The organism is Synechococcus sp. MU1648, assembly GCF_023630615.1.
Taxonomy (GTDB): domain Bacteria; phylum Cyanobacteriota; class Cyanobacteriia; order PCC-6307; family Cyanobiaceae; genus Parasynechococcus.
The window spans coordinates 1-19,264 of record NZ_JAKUHI010000015.1; the positions used below are offsets into that span (position 1 = coordinate 1).

The following is a 19,264-nucleotide window of genomic DNA, read 5'->3' on the forward strand; positions in this document are numbered from 1 at the left end:
GGGATCATCAGCACACCGAACCAACCGACATACAGACGGTTGTTGGTGGAGGTGACCCACTCACAGAAGGCCTGCCAGCTGGAAGCGCCGGAGCGCTGCTGGAGGGTGGTGGTCATGAGAACGGAAAGAAATGTTCCCGAAGGAACGGTTTAAGGAAGGGCAGGAGAGCCCTGCCTGACTTCGAGTGTAACGGAAGTTTGCGCTGTGTGTCGGCAGTTTGCGAAACCAACGCCGAAGCAGGACGCATCGCCAGAACAAGGTTTCCGAAAGACTTAAGATTCATGAGACTCACCAGGGCAATCTTTGGTTCTGATCCGCTGGATGCAAGCCGGCCATCGCCTGGAGGAGACCGTTCCCCTGGCTCAGGCCCGTCACAGGCGCATGGAGCTGGAGGCTCAGGGTGCAACGGTTTATTGGAGTGAACGGCTGGCCCGAGGCCATTACTGCTGAGAGGCTGGGGCCAATTAGTGAGGGCCCATGCAGCGTTTAATCCAACTGCTTTGCCTTGGGGTTGCTTCCGTTGGCCTGACCAGCTGTGGGCTGTTGCCCTCCGGCAGCGACAAGCCAGACGCCAACGCGCGCGCTTCGCTTGAACAGCTTGAGCAACGGCTCAACCAGCTGGAGCAGGAGCTTGAGGCACTGAGATCTCCCGACAGCAAGACCCCGGCAGGCCCCCTCCGCTCCCTCACCTTGCGGATCGGCACCGAGGATGACCGACTTCGGATGTACTGGGCCGACGGCCAGACGAGCAATCTGATCTGCTCTCAAGAGGGCAAGGGTGTCTGGGCCTGTGGTTGAGCTGGGCACAACAGCTGCTGCAATGCCGGCAGCCAGGCTTCCTCTACAGGCCAGACCTCGCGGCGCGTGAAGGAAAAGGCGATGCTTTTTTCGGCATAGGCCGCTTCGTTCACAAACACCGGGATCTCGCCATCAACCCAGAGCTCACCGTGATCCGTCCCGTCCGCAGCTCTGAACATGGCCTGCGAAGAAGCGATGCTCTGCCAGTCGCGCCCTTGAAGCTCGGGATGAACAAGGGCAAGCGGTTCACCGTCCTCGCCCTTCGGAAGATCGCGACTCCCCAAGTGTCGATGCACCACAAGAGCACCCGGAAGCCGGGCTGATCCCTGACGGACCTGGTCCAAGGCCCTTAGGCAGGTTTCCAAGCCAAGACGGGTCTGCTCAACGATCTTGGCGTTCAGTACACCTTGAGGCACGGGGCCCACCTCAATCACCAGTCCGCAGGGCCAGCATTCCACCAGGAAGCCAGTCTGCTGGGCATCCGCTTCATGCAGATAGATCGGCAGGCCGAGAGCCTCCTGAACCAGAGCGGCGAGGGCAAGATCGGCAGGCCGACGCCCGTAAACCACCAGTGAATTGCCCATGGCTGCTGTGGTGCTGTGCAGATCAAGTGCCACGGCACACGGTTGCTCTCCGTTGAAGCCGTGCAGCCGAAGGAGTTCGCCTGCTCGCTGGAATTCCAATCCAGAGGTCTCCCGATCCAAAAGATCCGGGAGAAAACAGCGGTTGAGGTCGCGATCGACATAGCGGCAGCGACGGTGCAACGCCTCGGGGTTGCCGATCACCCTCTGCACCAGCAGCCCAGCCGCATCAATCAGATCAGGGTTGGCCTGCCACTGCTGCAGCAACCAGGGGGCATTCACCTCATTCCCATGGGTGCCGGCCACCACCAGAACGCCACAGCTGGTCATGGACATAGCGCTCGGGGTTCTGACTGAAGCACGACTCTCAGCGAAGATAAAAGCGATCCAAACCGAGCCATGTCGATCCCACCTGTTGTGGTCAGTGCCGCCCGTTGCGGCTGGCGATGGCAATGGCAACGGCTCATGGGTGGGCTGGGACCAGCCGATACCGGAGGCAATTACACCCGCCCGAGCAGCGATCCGCTCCCCCCACCGACCCTGAACCGCGAGGAGCTGATCCAACGCAGCCAAACTCAACGCCCTCTCCTCGTGATCGGGCGCAGTTGTCCCTGGGCGCATCGCACCTGGTTGGTGCATCAGTTGCGCAATCTTCAAGACAGCGTCAACCTCCTGGTCGCGACAGCGGATCACAACGCCGGGCGCTGGGCGCTCAACCCCGCCTGGGAAGGCTGCGACACGCTTCTAGCGCTGTACCGGCACTGCGGCGCACCACCGACCTACCGGGCCACCGTTCCTGTTCTGGTGGACCCCAAGACCCGCACCCTGCTGGGCAACGACAGTGCTCCACTGGTGGAGCTGTTGAACCGCTGGCCGCTCAAAGGCTCAGTCATCGACCTCGCACCGCCGCAGTCGGCCGACAGGATCGAGGCCTGGCAAGCCCTGCTGCAACCAGCGGTGAATGACGGTGTTTACCGCTGTGGTTTCGCCCGCAATCAAGCGGCCTACGACCGCGCCGAAGCCGATCTCTTCGCTGCCCTCGATACGGTGGAGCAGAGCCTGGAGACCAACGGCCCATGGCTGTGTGGCACAACATTGAGCCTGGCGGATGTGCGGCTGTTCCCCACACTGATCCGCTGGGAGCTGGTCTACGCACCACTGTTTGGCTGTAGTCGGCGCCCGCTCTGGCACTACCCGAACCTCTGGCATTGGCGACAACGGCTGTACGCCTTGCCTGGCATCGCCGACACCTGCGACGGCAACGCTTGGCGGCAGGACTATTTCGGCGCCTTATTTCCCCTCAATCCCGGTGGGATAGTTCCAGCCGGTCCAGACCTGAGCACACTGGTAAACAGCACGGCTCCGTCGGGATGACCAGCGCAGATCCAACCTTTGACGGTGTCTACGGCACCTACTCCATCACAGATATCGACCGCCAGGAGGTGCGTTCCTATCGGATCGCCCTGTTGATCACTGGCCTCAGCCTGGCCGCTGGACTGCTGCAGTGGTGGCAAATCGGAAGCACCTGGGCTTGGGTCTGGGTGCTTCCGATCGCCACTGCACTGGGGCTGTCCCTGCGCTGGATTCACATCTATCTCCGCCCTCTGCACCGCGCTCTTCAACTGTTTTGGCTCACCGGTTGCATCGGTTGGGGCGCCCTGCTGATGCATGCAGGGCCCTCCACAGCCCTTGCCACCCTGCGAGATCAGCCGTTGTGGATCCTGGCCGTCGGCCCCCTGTTCGCAGCCTTGGCAGGGATCGGCTTCAAAGAGTTTTTCTGCTTCCAAAGACCCGAAGCCATCGGTCTGACCTTGCTACTGCCAGCAGCACTGCTGGGACATCTGCTGGGGCTGATCAGCGGGTCTTTCTGCCTGGTCTTGTTGGAGAGTGCAGCGTTGCTGCTGGTGCTGCTGGCCCTGCGGAAATTCGGCATGGATGCGGCAGCAGATGTGGGCGATAAAAGTGTGTTTGCTTATCTGGACGGTCAACTGCCAGCAGGCACGCCGTGAGTCTGATCAGCCTGGTGGGTGCCGCCAAGGATTTTGGAATCCGCACCCTCTTCTCCGGCCTCGATCTCCACATCGGGGAAGGTGAAAGGCTGGGGCTAATCGGCCCCAATGGCAGCGGCAAATCCACCCTGTTGAAAGTTCTGGCGGGGAAGGAGCCGCTCGGTGAGGGGGAACGCCGCTGTTCACCCCGGCTTCGAGTGGAGCTTGTGGGCCAGGAGAGTCGCATCACCCCTGGGCTATCTGTGCTGGAACAGGTGCTGGAAGGCTGCGGTGCCAAACGGGATCTGCTGTTGCGATTCAGCTCCCTCAGCGACGCGGTTGCCGCAGACCCCAGCAATGAAGCTCTGCTCTCGGAGCTGGGTCAGCTCAGCCAACGGATGGATGAAGAGGAAGCCTGGAGCCTGGAGCAGCAATGCCGGGAAGTGCTGCAAAAATTAGGCATCAGCGATCTCCAACGCCCGGTCGACGACCTCTCCGGGGGCTATCGCAAACGGGTGGGACTGGCGTCAGCCCTGGTGGCCTGCCCAGATGTGCTGTTGCTGGATGAACCCACCAACCACCTCGATGCCGCCGCGGTGGAGTGGTTACAGAGCTGGCTGGATCGCTATCCAGGCGCCCTGGTGCTGGTCACCCATGACCGCTACGTGCTCGATCGGGTGACACGGCGAATGGTGGAGGTCGACCGAAGTCAAGCGCGCACCTACCAGGGGAACTACAGCACCTTTCTGCAACACAAAGCAGAAGAAGACGCCTCGGAAGCGGCGTCAGCGGCCAAGTTCAAAAGTGTGCTGCGCCGTGAACTGGCATGGCTAAGGCAGGGTCCCAAGGCCCGCAGCACCAAACAAAAAGCGCGCTTGCAACGCATCGAAGCGATGCGCGAGCAGAAACCGAACCAAGCCAAGGCGAAGCTCGAGATGAACGGCATCAGCCGTCGCATCGGAAAACAGGTCATTGAAGCCGAGGCGGTTGGCGTGACAGCCGACGGCTCCAGCGAAGGCCACCTTCTGCTGGATGGCTTCAGCTACAGCTTCAGCCCAGAAGACCGCATTGGCATCATCGGCCCCAACGGCAGCGGCAAATCCACCCTGCTCGATCTCATTGCTGGACGGAGAGAGCCCACCCAGGGGTCTCTTCGCCTTGGGGAAACCGTTCACATCGGCTACCTGGACCAGCACACCGACGCCTTCGACCAAGGCAAAGGACTCGAACGCAAGGTGATCGAATTTGTCGAGGAAGCGGCCAGTCGTATCGATCTGGGGGGTGAGCAGGTCACCGCATCACAACTGCTGGAACGCTTTCTGTTTCCACCCGCCCAGCAGCACAGCCCCTTGGCCAAGCTCTCTGGAGGCGAGCGCCGGCGACTCACCCTCTGCCGAATGCTGATCCAGGCGCCCAACGTGCTGCTACTGGACGAACCCACCAACGATCTCGATGTCCAAACCCTCAGTGTTCTCGAAGACTTTCTCGAGGACTTCCGGGGCTGCGTGATTGTTGTCTCCCATGACCGTTACTTCCTCGATCGCACCGTCGATCGTTTGTTCTCCTTTGAAGAAGGACGGCTGAACCGTTTTGAAGGGAACTACAGCGCGTTTCTTGAGCGGCAACGCCAAGAGGAACGGAACCAGAACGTGGTGTCCAAACCCTCCGCCCCAAAACAGGAACGCAGCCGCGAAACCAAGCGCGAGGGCCCGCGTCGTCGGAACTTCAAGGAAAACAAGGAGCTTGCTCGTCTTGACCAACAGCTCCCAGAACTGGAGCTGCAGAAAGGCAATCTTGAACAGCAAATGACACGAGAGGGTGCTGATATGGCGAAGCTGAGTCTGGATTTGGCTGATCTAATCTCCCGAATCGAACAGGCCGAAGAACGCTGGTTGGAACTCAGCGAATTAGCGCCATGAACAACGATCTGAGCCGGTAGCTGTAGCCACGGATACCACCGCTTCAAGTCAACGTTGTCGGAAGGTCATGGGGGTGGATTCCACCACTCCAAAACCGATGAATCGCCGTAAGGTGAGACGAGGCCACGGTCTGTATTTATGAAGTCCATCGAAGAGCACATCCAGAAGGATCAATCGGAGATCCAAGCAGCCAAAGCTGCTGGAGACGATGCCAAGGTTCGTCACCTCACCGAAGAGCTCAAGTCGCTGGAGGAATACAAGGAGCATCACCCCGGCGACAGCCACGACCCCACCTCCCTTGAGCTGCATTGCGAGGCCAATCCCGATGCAGATGAGTGCCGCGTCTACGACGACTAAGGCAACGAGCCCAGGGAATCCAACGGGGACTTAGTAGTCCTCGTTGTAGTCGGAGGGGCTGCCGGTCAGGCTGCAGACGACAGCCTCCTCTTTGCGCATTTGCTTGACTTCAGCGATGGGTCGACCCATCCGCTGGAGTACCACAATGTCCTCTTTCGTTTGGCAACGAGCGATCACGTCGCCTTTGTTGTCGAGACAGGTATAGAAGGTCATGTCATGCGAGAGACCACTCCCGTTATGGCTCTACATCGCATATCCCACAAGCATCCGTGTGGCCGAAAACACGGAAACATTTGGTGCGATCTGACTCAAACCCCGAGCTCCGCCCAAGTGGATGCCAGCAACTGATCAAGGTTGGCTCCCATTGCAGCGGAAATGCTCAACACAGGGCGACCGCTCGCTGTTTGAAGATCCTTGAGAAGCTTGGGGAGATCCTCCTCTAAGACCAGCTCCTGCTTGTTAATTGCCAACAAACGCGGTCGATCGACGAGGCCATGGCCATAGGCCTCTAACTCCTGCTCGACAACGTGCAGGTCAGCCACAGGATCCTTAGCACCGGCATCAACCAAGTGGATCAGCAGGCGGGTGCGCTCGATGTGACGCAGAAAATCATGCCCAAGACCTGCACCCTGGGCAGCCCCTTCAATAAGCCCCGGAATATCGGCGAAAACAGTTCCATCCCCACTGGGTCGGCGTACAACACCAAGGTTCGGGACCAACGTGGTGAAGGGGTAATCGGCAATCTTGGGTCGCGCAGCAGACAGCACGGCGATCAAGGTGCTCTTTCCGGCATTGGGAAGACCAATGATGCCCACCTCAGCAAGCAACTTGAGTTCCAGCTGCAGGGGCCATTCCTCACCCTCACGGCCCTCAGTGAATTTCTCAGGCGCACGGTTGCGATTGCTGAGGTAGTGGGCATTGCCCAGACCACCACGGCCACCGAAAGCGACGGTGAGACGCTCGCCCGGAGTCGTGAGATCACCAAGAAGGATGCCGGTCCGCAGGTGTCGGACTTCGGTGCCGCAAGGCACCTTGATCACCAGATCCTTTCCCGAGGCACCGGTGCACTTGTTCGGACCACCACGCCGACCGTCATCGGCAGCGAACAGGCGTTTGTATTTGAAATCGAGCAGAGTTTGCAGGTTGCTGTCGGCCTCAAGGACCACAGGTGCCCCATTGCCGCCGTCACCGCCGGAGGGACCTCCAGCAGGCACGTACTTCTCTCGGCGGAAAGCAGCGATACCGTCGCCGCCGCGCCCACCTCGGACCGTGATCCGTGCCTGATCGATGAACTGCACGGTGCTGCCGGCTCAATCCAATCCATAACCCTAAGATTCAGCCGATGCAGTTCTGCCGTTGGCCGGCGTCCGTTTCGAAGACCTCAGCAAGACCTACCCAGCACGCGGCGGTGGGGATCCCGTTGAAGTGATTCGTCAGTTGAATCTGACAATCCAAAATGGCGAATTCTTGGTGCTGGTCGGCCCCTCGGGTTGCGGCAAAAGCACCTTGCTCCGACTCCTCGCTGGTCTTGACAGGCCCACAAGCGGCGAGATCAGGATCGGAACCCGGCCCATCAGCGATGTGCCGCCAGCGCGCCGCAACGTCGCGATGGTGTTCCAGAGCTACGCGCTCTACCCTCATCTCAGTGTGCGGGACAACCTCAGCTTCGGCCTACGAAGAAGCCAATCGAGATCCACACTCCAACGCATCCAGGATCAAGCCTTTCGAGCCACGCGATCGTTACCAAATCCACTGCGTGTGCGATCTGTCAGGGAGCAAAGGATCGAGGCCAGGATTGACACCGTCGCCAGATCACTGGAATTGACTGATTTGCTCGACAGATGGCCGAAGGAACTGTCTGGTGGCCAAAAACAACGGGTCGCCCTCGGACGGGCCATGGCGCGAAATCCTGAGGTGTTCCTAATGGATGAACCCCTCAGCAATCTGGACGCCAAGCTCAGAACGAGCACACGTCAAAGGATTGTCGAACTGCAGCGAGAACTGGGGACAACAACTGTTTATGTCACCCATGACCAAGTCGAAGCCATGACCATGGGACACCGCATCGCGGTACTAAACCAAGGGCGATTGCAACAACTTGGGACGCCCATGGAGTTGTACCAATGGCCCTCCAATATCTTCGTCGCCCAATTCATAGGGAGCCCACCGATGTGCCTGATGCCGGTCACTGTGGGACCGAACGGCACCCTCATCCTGGGCGGGAAACGTATACAAGTTGAGGGGGAAATGATGGAGCAATTACTGCAAAAAGAAGGCGAACAGCTCACTGCTGGATTGAGACCAGAACATTGGCATGTGGCACCCGCGACGAACCGAAACTTGAAAGCAAAAGTGAGCCATTGCGAACGCCTAGGGAATGAACAGATCTTGACCTGTCGACTCGAAAATGGAGGGCATCTAATACAGGTAAGAAGCACGCCGGAAGTCAATGTGAGCCCAGGCGATCAAATCAACCTGGAATCCAACCCAAGGAAATGGAGATTATTTGGGAATGACGGAGAAGCAATAAAGTAAAAACACAGACAAAAAACACAAACAACTCAAGACTGCAAATAATTACGACCAGAAATAGAGATGCAAGCTGATAATCGCTGCAGGATTACAACTAAAAACTGTGAGAACAAGATGCAGCAAAGGCGGCAAAGGCGGAAAAGCGAAATAATGGCGATGGCTTAACTAGCTACAAGAGAGCCAAAAAGCAGTCAAGGAGAAACCAAAGGCTTTATAAATCCTCATTTCAACACCAAACAGGCAGGAGGAGTCAAAGGCGAAACAAGGAAAAGGAGAAGAAAGCAATGAACAAGGGAACCAAGTATGACCAAAAGCTTAAAAACAAAGAAAAAATATAGATAAATATTTATGACATAAAGGCAAATATGAGATGAATTGCTAATTTGGGAAAAATCTGAACGATGTCAATGGGCAAGAAAGTTCTGGTGTTGGTGGAAGAGCATTATGACGAAACTGAATACAACGTCTTTAATGAATTCTTCCCAAAGCAAGGCATCGAAGTTGAATACGCATCATATTTATGGGGTAACGATTCACTCACGTTTGAGGGTAACGACAAGACAAGTAAAGTAGAAGTAGGAACTTGCGTCAGCAAGGTAAATCTGGATGAATATGCTGGATTGATCTTGATCGGAGGTTATGCGATGGACCGACTTCGCTACGAACCGAAATTGGGAGAAAAGAATAAAGCGCCTGCCGTCGAGCTCTTGAGGCAAGCAGTTGACTTAATGGATAACGGACGACTAGCAATAGGGACAATCTGTCACTCGCTGTGGCTGTTCTGTGCTGATACAAAACTCTTAAAGGGAAGGGAAGTGACATGCGCACACAACATCGTTTGTGATGTCGCCAATGCAGGAGCCGAAATCATGATTAAAGAAGGAGAAACAATTGAACTCCATCAACAAGGCCTACTAATCACAGGAAAACATCCTGGATGCGTCGATGTGTTTGTCGAAAAATTCAAGGATGTGATCAACGCCATCTGATGGTGAGGTGATCAAGACCCTTCCAACAAAGTAAAAACTCCTAGATCCAGATTTTAACATCATGAACACTCTTGGCTTCTCCTTCTCAGACCTGATTTCCGGCTACGTCACTTCCTACGAAGAATCTAGTAAGATTGTTGGGATTGAAACTTCGGACGGACGCCAGTACGAATGCAAAATTACTGGAAACACTTATGCACGGGGAACGCAAAATCTCGGTGAAGGTTGGAACAGTGCTGATCTAGGAAAGCTTTTGAAGAAAGGGCAGATGATATTTGCCTATGGAACATTCTATCCAGAAAACAAGGTCAAGTTTGAAATAAACTACATGGTCTTCGCCGGTGAAGATGTTAACCACTATCGCTACGCGGACGAACAGGGTTGGTGGATCAATCAAATTGATCAGATAGCATCTTCATATTGCAAATGGCAATTTAATGCTCCTGAGCATCCAATTGATTATCAAAACTACCGAACTGTCATCAGTCTGACAGGAGGCAAAAAGAACGAAGATTATCTGCAAGAAACAGATACTATTTCGAGAATGGTGTATGGGATGGCATGCGCCTACATGCTGACAGGCAAGGAGATGTATTTGGATGCAGCCGAAAAGGGAACGAAGTACCTAAGAGATAAAATGAAATTCACAGATACTGATACAGGTTTAATCTATTGGTATCACGGACTAAAAGTGGGCAAAGACGGAGAAGAGCAAAAACTTCTCGTTTCTGAGTTTGGTGATGACTATGATTGCATTCCTGCCTACGAGCAAATTTATGCATTGGCAGGGCCCGTACAGACATATCGCCTGAATGGTGATCCCGAAATTATGGCAGATACGGAAAAGACCGTAGCACTGTTTGATGAATGCTTTAAAGATAACGACAAAGGTGGTTACTACTCCCACATCCATGCCGTAACACTGAGTGCTCATGAGGAGTCTCTTGGACGAAACAAAGCCAAGAAGAACTGGAATTCAGTTGGTGACCACGCTCCGGCATATCTGATTAATTTATATTTGGCTACGGGTGAGGAAAAATACAAAAAGTTCCTGGAAGACACATTTGACACTATCACTGATCATTTTCCCGATTACGACGAAAGCCCATTTGTCCAAGAGAAGTTCTTTGACGATTGGAGCAAAGATCAAACATGGGGCTGGCAACAGAATCGTGCGGTTGTTGGCCATAACCTAAAAATCGCTTGGAACCTCATGCGTTTCTATTCAGAAATGCCAAAAGAGAAGTACGTGGAAATTGCCGAAAAGATTGCTGCATTGATGCCTGATAAAGGATATGATTCTCAGCGGTTTGGTTGGTATGACGTAGTTGAGAGAGTATTGGGAGAGGACGAAAAATTTCATCGATATGCATGGCACGATAGGAAGGCCTGGTGGCAGCAGGAGCAAGGTATCCTCGCCTACCTGATTCTTCAAGGTCACATGCCCGAAAAGCAAGAATATAAGAAGTATTCCGATGAAAGTGCCGCCTATTACAACGCATTTTTCCTTGACAACAACGATGGTGGTGTCTATTTCAATGTGTTGGCCAATGGTGTGCCTTATTTGATGGGGACTGAACGTTATAAGGGCAGTCATTCAATGAGTGCATATCACTCGACTGAACTTTGCTTCCTCTCAACGGTATACATTGATCTGATGATCAAAAAACGTCCATTAGATCTTTTCTTTAAGCCACTTCCGAACGGATTTAAGGACAGGACACTAAGAGTTGAACCAGACATCCTTCCCAAGGGGTCAATCAAAATCATTGGGTGTGAAATCGATGGCAAAGAATATGACAACTTTGACGCCAACGCGCTAACCGTTCAGTTACCAAAATCAGATACAAGACTCAAAGTCAAAGTAACCGTAGCAACAGTTTGAGCCATGGAAGTACAACAAGAGCTCATTAAAAACTGGCAAGTCATCAAGGTAACAGGAGAGATTGACTCGAAAACAGTCTCAACACTGCGTGATTTTATAGATGAAAAGCTTGTAGAAGATACAGCAGTTGCATTGGACTTGGAAAAGGTTCCATTTATGTCCAGCGCAGGACTGAGAACGTTATTAACGCTTCAAAGAAAAACAACCTCAATGAAAGTCGATCTGGCATTAATTGGAGTGGCTAATGAAATCCAAGACACGATGAAAGTTACTGGTTTCTTGCAATATTTCAAGCTATACGACTCTATTGAATCATTGCCTTAACAACAAATGGAAATCGAACGGATTGACAATCAGCCAAGTCAAACCATCGAAGGATATAGGGTTAGACCTGGAAAACCACTGCCCTTTGGGGTGTCAACTGTTCCTGGGGGGTTGAATTTTTCAGTCTATACATCGGCTGGAACTTCATGCACTCTCGTGTTAATCAGCCGTTCCGATAAAAAGATCATTAAAGAAATAAAAATACCCGACCATTACAGGATCGGAGATGTTTACTCAATCGTGGTTTTCGATCTGGACTACGAAGACATCGAATATGGCTATAAAATAGAGGGCCCATATTCACCAGAGGCTGGGCATCGTTTCAACGGGGATAACATCCTCATGGATCCTTACGCGAGGGCAACCTCAGGAAGGGAGGAATGGGGTGTGGAACCCAACTGGGAAATCCAGTACCAGCACAGATCAAGAATTTCGTTTGATGATTTTGATTGGGAGGGAGATTCGCCACTTGAAACCAATGACGAAGATCTCGTAATTTACGAGATGCACGTTAGATCATTCACGCAAAGTGAAACATCTGGCGCTAAATTTAAAGGCACTTATGCAGGAATAGTAGAAAAAATTCCATACCTCAAAAGCCTAGGCATCAACGCTGTTGAATTGATGCCTGTGTTCGAATTTGATGAATTCGAAAATTCAAGAATCCATCCTGATACAGGAGAACGGCTGTACAACTATTGGGGATACAGCACAGTTGCCTTTTTTGCACCAAAAGCTGGTTTTGCATCAACCGGAAAGTTTGGGATGCAAGTTGACGAGTTCAAACAACTGATCAAAGAATTACATCGCGCCGACATAGAAGTAATACTAGATGTTGTTTTTAATCACACTGCAGAAGGAAATGAATATGGACCATCAATCTCATTTAAAGGATTAGACAACAAAATATATTACATGTTAACGCCAGAAGGCTATTACTACAATTTTAGCGGCACAGGAAATACCTTAAATTGCAATAACCCTGTTGTGAGGAATTTAGTTCTCGACTGTTTAAGATACTGGGCAAGCGAATACCATATTGATGGATTCAGATTCGACCTCGCCAGTATTCTCGGACGAGACCCATGGGGGGCACCGCTTAGCAACCCACCATTGCTCGAATCCTTAGCATTTGATCCAATCCTCTCCTCGTGCAAACTGATAGCCGAAGCATGGGATGCAGGCGGATTGTATCAAGTGGGAACATTTCCCGCATTTGGACGATGGTCTGAATGGAACGGAAAATATCGGGATACAGCGCGCCGATTCCTGAAGGGTGATTCTGCACAGGTGGGAGAACTTGCACAGAGAGTTCAAGGTTCACCCGACTTATACCAATGGAATGGACGATCACAGGCAACTTCAATCAATTTTATAACATGCCACGATGGTTTTACACTTTCAGACCTAGTTTCATTTGATCAAAAACATAATGAGGCTAATGGAGAATTCAACAGAGATGGTGGTGATGATAACCACAGCTGGAATTGCGGTGCTGAAGGTTGGACCGATAACCCAGAAATTCTAAAACTTAGGAACAAGCAGGCAATGAATGCCATAGCACTGCTTATGACCAGTCGTGGTACTCCGATGCTACTAATGGGTGATGAGTTTGGACGTTCACAACATGGTAATAACAATGCCTACTGCATTGATTCACCAATCTCGTGGGTAGACTGGAATTTGCTTGAAAGCAATAAGGCTCTTTTCGAGTTTACAAGGAGCATGATTGCTTTCAGACATGCACACCCATGCTTAAGGGTGAATCGTTTTGATCATGCAGGAAGTGATCTCTTCCCAAGCTGCAGCTTCCATGGAACCAAACCATGGAGTGTTGATTGGAGTGAGGAATCTAGACAACTCGCTTGGATGATGAGTACTCAGACAGAAAACAGTCAGTCAGACAACGTCTACGTTGCCGCGAACTCCGCACACTACGCAACATGGTTTGATCTGCCACAATTACCTGAAATCTATGAATGGAATATCTGCTTCAATACTGGTAATCAAGATGAACCATATCTGAAGAAGCCAGCTTCATTTGGAGACACGGGTATCCTGGTAGGGGAAAGATCAATGGTGATTTTTACTGCGTCTCCAAAAGAGACGTAGATCCAAACAAAAACAAAGCAAAACAATGCCACTCACAATCAAGGTCACTCCAGCAGAGAGCATCGTCACCCTGAACATTGCAGGAGACGTTGACACCAAGACAGCTCCAGAACTACTCAAAGAATTGACTGCTTTGGAGCTTAAAGAATTATCAGAGCTGCGGCTTAACCTCAGTGAAGTTGCATTTATGAGTAGCGCCGGCCTAAGAGCAATTGTATTTGCGAAACAGAAAATGCCACACACAGGACGACTGTATTTGATTGGTGCCTCAGAAATGATTGTCGATACAGTCAAAAAAACTGGACTCTCTCAAGCAGTGGTGTTTGTATCCAGCGAAGAAGAAATCTGAAGCTATGCCATGCATCCCAGCACATGAATTCTCATTCCTTGTCGAAGAAACAGCTTCGATGGAGAACTGGGATGTCTTTATTGAAATGGCATCTTTAGCAATTCACAAAGCCTTGAAGGACGAAACGAAAATCTATAAGTTAAAATTAGCCTACGAAGAACTTATTTCAAATATCATCAAGGCAGCAAATGAGTTAGAAGGCAGCAGAGCAATTAATCTAAAAGTATCATGTGGCATTAGCAAAAATCAAAATATAGAGCTTTTTACACTGCAAACAGAGGACAACGGGAAGGAGTTTGATCCCGGCTTTGACAGGGAAAGCGATGTAGATGTTGATCAACATATCAATGACAGAGCGATTGGAGGACTGGGTGTTTTTCTCATCAAACAATCTGTAGACATTGCAAGCTACGAATGGATAGACGGTATAAACAAGAACCAACTAAGTATGCAAATAGAGTAAACAAGTTTTCCTGCCAGTCTAGCCCTTAATTTACAGCTATATCAGACAATCAAGTTAATGGCGAATGATTTACAGCATCACAGGAAGTTCTATTAAGTATCAAACAAGAGCTAAAAAACTCTTTACAGTGCTTGAGATGGCGTATAAGGCAAAGCATTATCCCATCTAAACGATCATGGAACTTCAGGGCGACCTCATACCTTGGTTGCCGATCCTCTCGCCCAGGCCTTGTAAGAAATAGCTCAAGGCATATCTCCACAGATCCAGAGAAATCGATCAATTAAAGGAAGCCGACATTCTTGAGATCCGTCATCACTATACGCTGGATCATATTGAGGTCTGAATACAGATCTTCTGAGAAACTCTATGTGAAGCACTTAGGCAGGACCATGCTCACTTGTGAAACAAAGAATGTCGCCTGCGAGATATATGAGCACCTCAGACGCCATCCATTGCCATTGAACAGCAAACCATGAGAGACACTCACTGATGAAAGATCTTGTACGGGATGAGGTCACCCAGTGCATATGAAGGTCATATGGCGACATGTCCACTCCACAGATTAGGGAAGGTCGTGGATGCTGTTTCAGGCGAGACCACCAGGGTGGCTACAACAAGAGTAAAAAACTGAAATTCCCATGGGATGTGATTGCATGAGCAGAATTTGTCAGACCGCTGGATGTGTGCTGAAGCTGGCAAAATTTGTAATTAAAAGATAGAGAATGACTTAAAGGTTGAAAGTCATGATTAGGATATCAATAACAATCATTGCGACCAGATGGGTGCTACTTTGTTTCGCAACAAGCTACCCTTCTGGGCCCTCCTTCTTTCAGGCATTGCAACCCTTCTTACATTAAATAACTACCAACTATTTGGTTTACAATTCACATTTGGAATGAGTGTTGCTCTCGCAACACTTTTTTTGCAGCGGAGACTTTGGGGGCTAGTTATTGCTATTCCCGTAGCAATTTCAACCTATATCTTATGGGGTGAGCCATATGCGGGGATTGTATATATATTGGAAATATTACTTATGACCTTCATAAGAAATGGTCCCGGTGGAGACAGGAGTTTACGCAGGGGAACGATTGTTATATACGACTTTATTTTCTGGACGTTCCTAGGAGCGCCAATCTATTATTTCACATATGCATACTTAGCTAACTACAACCAGGAAGCCGCATTTGTCATAGCGCAAAAGTCGATTGTGAATGGAGTGATGAACACTTTGATTGCCTATATAATATATGCGGCTGTTACAATCATGGGAAACAGAAGATCGCAGAACAGGGAAAGTATTTCAATCCAAGCATTGGCTTTGGCGACAATCTATAGCGTCATCGTCTTTTTATCTCTATTCATGGCAGACAGGCTATATGGGACAGCAATGAATCTAAAAGCGAAATCCTTATACCAAGAAATAACTAATTTTGCAGCATTCATATTTGACGACATGGACGATAGAGTACCCTCAAAATTAGACTTCACACTAGAGAATGAGTTAAAGCAAAAAAATACTGATACCATTTACCAAAGCGAAGATGGAATTCAGAAAATACTATACAATCAAGGGAAATTACGACATCAAAATTTTCCAAACGACTTTAAATTGGAAACATCAAGGTCAAGACTCTCGAGAAACCTTTACGAAGTTGCTGAAATGGATGGGGCGTCAATAAACTTATACCTAAACAACACAGTCAAACAAGACAAATTAAATGAATATCTAAATAGCCTCTGGGAGATAGAATTACATAAAGACGGAAAGACTCTCATTCTAATTAAGCCTGCGCGACAAGATTTTGAGATAATCTTTAAGTTCGCAATTGGCGCATTGCCGATTATTAATTCTACGACCATGGGAGGAATCATTCTTAGCATCATAATTGGATATGGCCTTAAAAGAGAGTTTCTTACTGTATTAGGCAAGTCGACGAAAAACAAAATCAATACACCGACAGAGGAAGCATATCGTTCATTAGAGCAATCACCAATCACAGAGATAGGGGGCTTTGCGAAGGAAATCAACCGGAGAACTGACGATATCAAGAGAGCAAAGGAAAAAATAGAAGAATTAAATAATATAGCCCAGCAACAATTGAGTACAGCAGGCAAAATTCAGCAGGCATTCCTTGGAGATAGTTCTGATGTCGGCAAGCAACCTGATGTCAGCCTATTCATGAGACCTGCACTCAATGCTGGTGGAGACTGGTACGATGCATTTGATTTAGATAACAAGACATTTATCATCGTCGCAGATGTATGTGACAAAGGAGTCGGAGCAGCATTATTTATGTCAGTTTTCAGAAGTCTTATTCGATATGCTGCAGAGAACTGGTGTGCTGAAGAGTCAGAACATGAGCCACTAGATGAGGTAATTAGCAGTGTGAATAATTACATGAGCACAGAACACGAGGTTGACACAATGTTTGCAACAGTTTTCATCGGCTGTATCAGTCATCCGGCAAAAAGATTGGATTATGTTCTGGCTGGTCATGAAGAACCCATTTTTATCAACTCCAAGGGCGTACAACAAAACCTGGAAGTCACTGGTCCGGCCATCGGACTATTTCCAGAAGCCGAGTACACGATGAAAAGCCTCTTCTTTGATGAAGACTCAATCTTGGTCGGCTATAGCGACGGAGTTGTTGATGCTAGGTGTCCAGAAGGAACATCCTACGGATATCAAAGACTTCTAGATCTTGTACAAGATATGCAAAAACGAAAAATCTCAGCAAAAAATCTAAAAAATGAAATAGTACGTGATCTAGATGCTCACATGAAAAATGCAGAGCAATTCGACGACATCACCATAGCGACTGTTATTTTATGAATTTAGGTGATCACATCACCAGTTATAAAATCAATTTCAATACAATGCCGATACGTTAAATGAAATAGCTAAATCCTAAAGAATCTAAAGAATATTCATTGACACATTTGCTAATTAGTTAAAAGAATATATTTTGATTGCGAAGATAATTTCAATAGTAATGGGGAGCTCATGCGTAAATCAAAACGAGCCTTAGATCAGCACTAAAGATCCACTCAAACTCAATCTTGGTGCTCGTGGGTTGGCCGAGCCTCGTTTCAGGGAGTCACTTAAAGTGATCTACGTCATAATGCGAAAAACAAAGCCTGTCTGAAACTAAAAGCTATTGGGTTCACACCTGCTACAGCTTCTTTGTATTAATCGTTAAGTGGCTTGCAGGGTAACCTTTAAAGTTGCGCGATCTGATGTAGAGAGTAAAATCAAATAAATATTGCTTCAACAATGAGCAGCTCCGACTCACATACAAATTTGCGCAAGAAATCGGAGCCTAGATCAGGAAGCAGCAACCAATTTAGTAATGAAGATATTAAAGACATACTCCGTTCATGGCTTCTGGAAAATGAGCGGACATTGCTAGCACAAAAAAATGTTGGCGAATTCAACGGGGTCATGATGCAGTGGTTCCATTGGTATACAGATGACGATGGTAATCACTGGAAAAAATTAAAAGAAGAGGCCGCAAACTTAGCTAGAGCTGGAATCACTGCTCTTTGGCTTCCACCAGCGTATAAGGGGATGAACGGAGCAAAGGATGTCGGCTACGCGACATACGATCTTTTTGATCTTGGTGAATTTGATCAGAAAGGAAGTATCAGAACAAAGTATGGAACAAAGGAGGAATACTTAAGTGCAGTGCGGGAATGTTGTGCCTATGGTATTGAGATTTATGCCGATGCTGTATTCAATCACAAAATGGGGGCTGATTCACAGGAAGAATTTGAAGCAGTTCCACTTGATGATAATAACCGTCATCATGCTCTAGGTACAGCTAGAAAAGTATGTGCATGGACAGAGTTCTCATTCCCTGGACGAGGAAATACTTATTCAGAGATGAAATGGGGATGGCATCATTTTGATTCTGTTGATTACAACAGTCTTGAACCACAGACCAAAGCGGTATGGCAAGTCAAAGATAAACCTCTGGAAAAGAATGTAGATGGTGAACGAGGTAATTATGATTTTTTAATGGGATGTGATTTAGATCTAGACCATCCAGAAGTCAAAAATGAACTCAAAAGATGGGGTGAATGGACTCTCGACACTACAGGATCTAAAGGATTCAGGCTGGATGCAATCAAGCATATTAACAGTGATTTTTTCGTTGACTGGATTCAACATATCGAACACTATGCAGGAAGAGATGTTTTTGTTGTAGGGGAATTTTGGACTTATGATATCAACACTTTATGCAACTATGCATCGAGAACAGGAGGGCAAATGTCACTGTTTGATGCCCCACTACATTTTAATTTTCACAAGGCTAGTGAATCTGGAGGTTACTTTGACATGGGCTCCATCCTTAATGGAACACTCATGCAAGAAGTACCTCTTCTAGCAGTGACATTAGTAGAAAATCACGACACGCAGCCATTACAAGCGTTGGAGTCTCCAGTAGCAGATTGGTTTAAACCATTGGCATACTCAATCATTCTGTTAAGAGCTGAAGGTTATCCTTGTATCTTCTACCCTGACTATTATGGAGCTAAATATTCAGATTATGGCGCCGACGGAAATCTTTGTGAAATAGCAATCAAAAGTCATCGTTTTATTATTGATCGACTATTACTAGCAAGAAAATACTTTGCATATGGAGAACAATATGACTATTTTGACTCCCAGGATGTCATTGGTTGGACGAGACTGGGAACCGAATTACACCCCTTTGGCTTAGCAGTTCTGATGAGCGATGGACCTGGAGGACAGAAAACGATGAATACAGGAAAGGCAAATACTTCATACGTCGATTTAACTGAATATTGCAACGAGACAATCACCACCGATGAGAACGGTTCAGCAAATTTTCGATGTGAAGGTGGCTCGACATCTGTATGGGTAGAAGTTGATGCCCTGAAACTCCATCACAACTAAAAACAATGAATGTGGAATAAAACCAAACCAACAGTTAAATATCCAA

The 19,264-nt window shown here is 49.0% G+C and carries 18 protein-coding genes and 1 pseudogene; 15 read left to right on the forward strand and 4 right to left on the reverse strand.

What is annotated here, in order from left to right:
* Nucleotides 1-116: pseudogene (locus tag NCN06_RS11760) on the reverse strand (photosystem II q(b) protein); the annotation flags it as partial.
* Nucleotides 117-303: 187 nt separating this feature from the next.
* Here NCN06_RS11760 and NCN06_RS11765 point away from each other — a divergent pair.
* Complete coding sequence (locus NCN06_RS11765) at nucleotides 304-450, forward strand: YWSERL motif small protein (protein ID WP_166017640.1); 147 nt, start codon at nucleotides 304-306, stop codon at nucleotides 448-450.
* A gap of 27 nt (nucleotides 451-477) precedes the next feature.
* Nucleotides 478-798, forward strand: coding sequence for a hypothetical protein (locus NCN06_RS11770; protein ID WP_115022663.1), 321 nt, complete (start codon nucleotides 478-480; stop codon nucleotides 796-798).
* Here NCN06_RS11770 and NCN06_RS11775 read toward each other — a convergent pair.
* Nucleotides 765-1,709, reverse strand: a complete 945-nt coding sequence (locus NCN06_RS11775; RefSeq protein WP_115022706.1) for an aspartoacylase — start codon at nucleotides 1,707-1,709, stop codon at nucleotides 765-767. The two genes, NCN06_RS11770 and NCN06_RS11775, sit on opposite strands and share 34 nt — an antisense overlap.
* A gap of 69 nt (nucleotides 1,710-1,778) precedes the next feature.
* Between NCN06_RS11775 and NCN06_RS11780 the strand changes: the two genes are divergently transcribed.
* From NCN06_RS11780 to NCN06_RS11795, 4 genes are all read left to right on the forward strand, one after another.
* Complete coding sequence (locus tag NCN06_RS11780; RefSeq protein ID WP_226423364.1) at nucleotides 1,779-2,753, forward strand: glutathione S-transferase C-terminal domain-containing protein; 975 nt, start codon at nucleotides 1,779-1,781, stop codon at nucleotides 2,751-2,753.
* Nucleotides 2,750-3,388 carry a DUF2301 domain-containing membrane protein gene (locus NCN06_RS11785; protein WP_115022666.1) on the forward strand — a complete coding sequence of 213 codons (639 nt, stop codon included), beginning with the start codon at nucleotides 2,750-2,752 and terminating at the stop codon, nucleotides 3,386-3,388. The genes NCN06_RS11780 and NCN06_RS11785 overlap by 4 nt, the downstream gene beginning before the upstream one ends.
* The gene (locus tag NCN06_RS11790) at nucleotides 3,385-5,286 is read left to right on the forward strand and encodes an ABC-F family ATP-binding cassette domain-containing protein (RefSeq protein ID WP_250398970.1); all 1,902 of its coding nucleotides are present in this window, start codon (nucleotides 3,385-3,387) and stop codon (nucleotides 5,284-5,286) included. Before NCN06_RS11785 ends, NCN06_RS11790 begins: the two co-directional genes overlap by 4 nt.
* A gap of 138 nt (nucleotides 5,287-5,424) precedes the next feature.
* Nucleotides 5,425-5,643 carry a CP12 domain-containing protein gene (locus NCN06_RS11795; protein WP_115022670.1) on the forward strand — a complete coding sequence of 73 codons (219 nt, stop codon included), beginning with the start codon at nucleotides 5,425-5,427 and terminating at the stop codon, nucleotides 5,641-5,643.
* 30 nt (nucleotides 5,644-5,673) lie between these two features.
* Here the strand turns inward: NCN06_RS11795 and NCN06_RS11800 are convergent, their stop codons facing one another.
* Complete coding sequence (locus tag NCN06_RS11800) at nucleotides 5,674-5,856, reverse strand: hypothetical protein (protein WP_226423367.1); 183 nt, start codon at nucleotides 5,854-5,856, stop codon at nucleotides 5,674-5,676.
* 95 nt (nucleotides 5,857-5,951) lie between these two features.
* A complete protein-coding gene (cgtA, locus tag NCN06_RS11805; protein WP_250398971.1) occupies nucleotides 5,952-6,941 on the reverse strand; it encodes an Obg family GTPase CgtA in 990 nt (329 codons plus the stop codon).
* Nucleotides 6,942-6,999: 58 nt separating this feature from the next.
* Here cgtA and NCN06_RS11810 point away from each other — a divergent pair, with 58 nt between their 5' ends.
* The 9 genes from NCN06_RS11810 (at nucleotide 7,000) to NCN06_RS11850 (ending at nucleotide 19,218) form a co-directional block, all read left to right on the forward strand.
* Entirely contained in the window at nucleotides 7,000-8,178 is a 1,179-nt protein-coding gene (locus tag NCN06_RS11810) for an ABC transporter ATP-binding protein (protein WP_226423370.1), read from the forward strand.
* A 404-nt stretch (nucleotides 8,179-8,582) separates the two neighbouring features.
* Nucleotides 8,583-9,164 (forward strand): DJ-1/PfpI family protein, encoded by a 582-nt coding sequence (locus NCN06_RS11815; protein WP_226423371.1) that lies wholly within the window; start codon nucleotides 8,583-8,585, stop codon nucleotides 9,162-9,164.
* 61 nt (nucleotides 9,165-9,225) lie between these two features.
* Nucleotides 9,226-11,049 carry an AGE family epimerase/isomerase gene (locus NCN06_RS11820; protein ID WP_250398972.1) on the forward strand — a complete coding sequence of 608 codons (1,824 nt, stop codon included), beginning with the start codon at nucleotides 9,226-9,228 and terminating at the stop codon, nucleotides 11,047-11,049.
* Nucleotides 11,050-11,052: 3 nt separating this feature from the next.
* Complete coding sequence (locus NCN06_RS11825; RefSeq protein WP_226423373.1) at nucleotides 11,053-11,373, forward strand: STAS domain-containing protein; 321 nt, start codon at nucleotides 11,053-11,055, stop codon at nucleotides 11,371-11,373.
* 6 nt (nucleotides 11,374-11,379) lie between these two features.
* Nucleotides 11,380-13,485 (forward strand): glycogen debranching protein GlgX, encoded by a 2,106-nt coding sequence (glgX, locus tag NCN06_RS11830; RefSeq protein ID WP_250398973.1) that lies wholly within the window; start codon nucleotides 11,380-11,382, stop codon nucleotides 13,483-13,485.
* Nucleotides 13,486-13,510: 25 nt separating this feature from the next.
* A complete protein-coding gene (locus tag NCN06_RS11835; RefSeq protein WP_166017628.1) occupies nucleotides 13,511-13,834 on the forward strand; it encodes an STAS domain-containing protein in 324 nt (107 codons plus the stop codon).
* On the forward strand, nucleotides 13,809-14,297 hold the full coding sequence (locus NCN06_RS11840) for an ATP-binding protein (protein ID WP_250398974.1): 489 nt from the start codon (nucleotides 13,809-13,811) through the stop codon (nucleotides 14,295-14,297). Before NCN06_RS11835 ends, NCN06_RS11840 begins: the two co-directional genes overlap by 26 nt.
* Before the next feature lie 778 nt (nucleotides 14,298-15,075).
* Nucleotides 15,076-17,130: a PP2C family protein-serine/threonine phosphatase gene (locus NCN06_RS11845; protein ID WP_250398975.1), complete on the forward strand. Its 2,055-nt coding sequence runs from the start codon at nucleotides 15,076-15,078 to the stop codon at nucleotides 17,128-17,130.
* Nucleotides 17,131-17,571: 441 nt separating this feature from the next.
* Complete coding sequence (locus tag NCN06_RS11850) at nucleotides 17,572-19,218, forward strand: alpha-amylase (RefSeq protein WP_226398976.1); 1,647 nt, start codon at nucleotides 17,572-17,574, stop codon at nucleotides 19,216-19,218.
* Nucleotides 19,219-19,264: the final 46 nt, after the last annotated feature.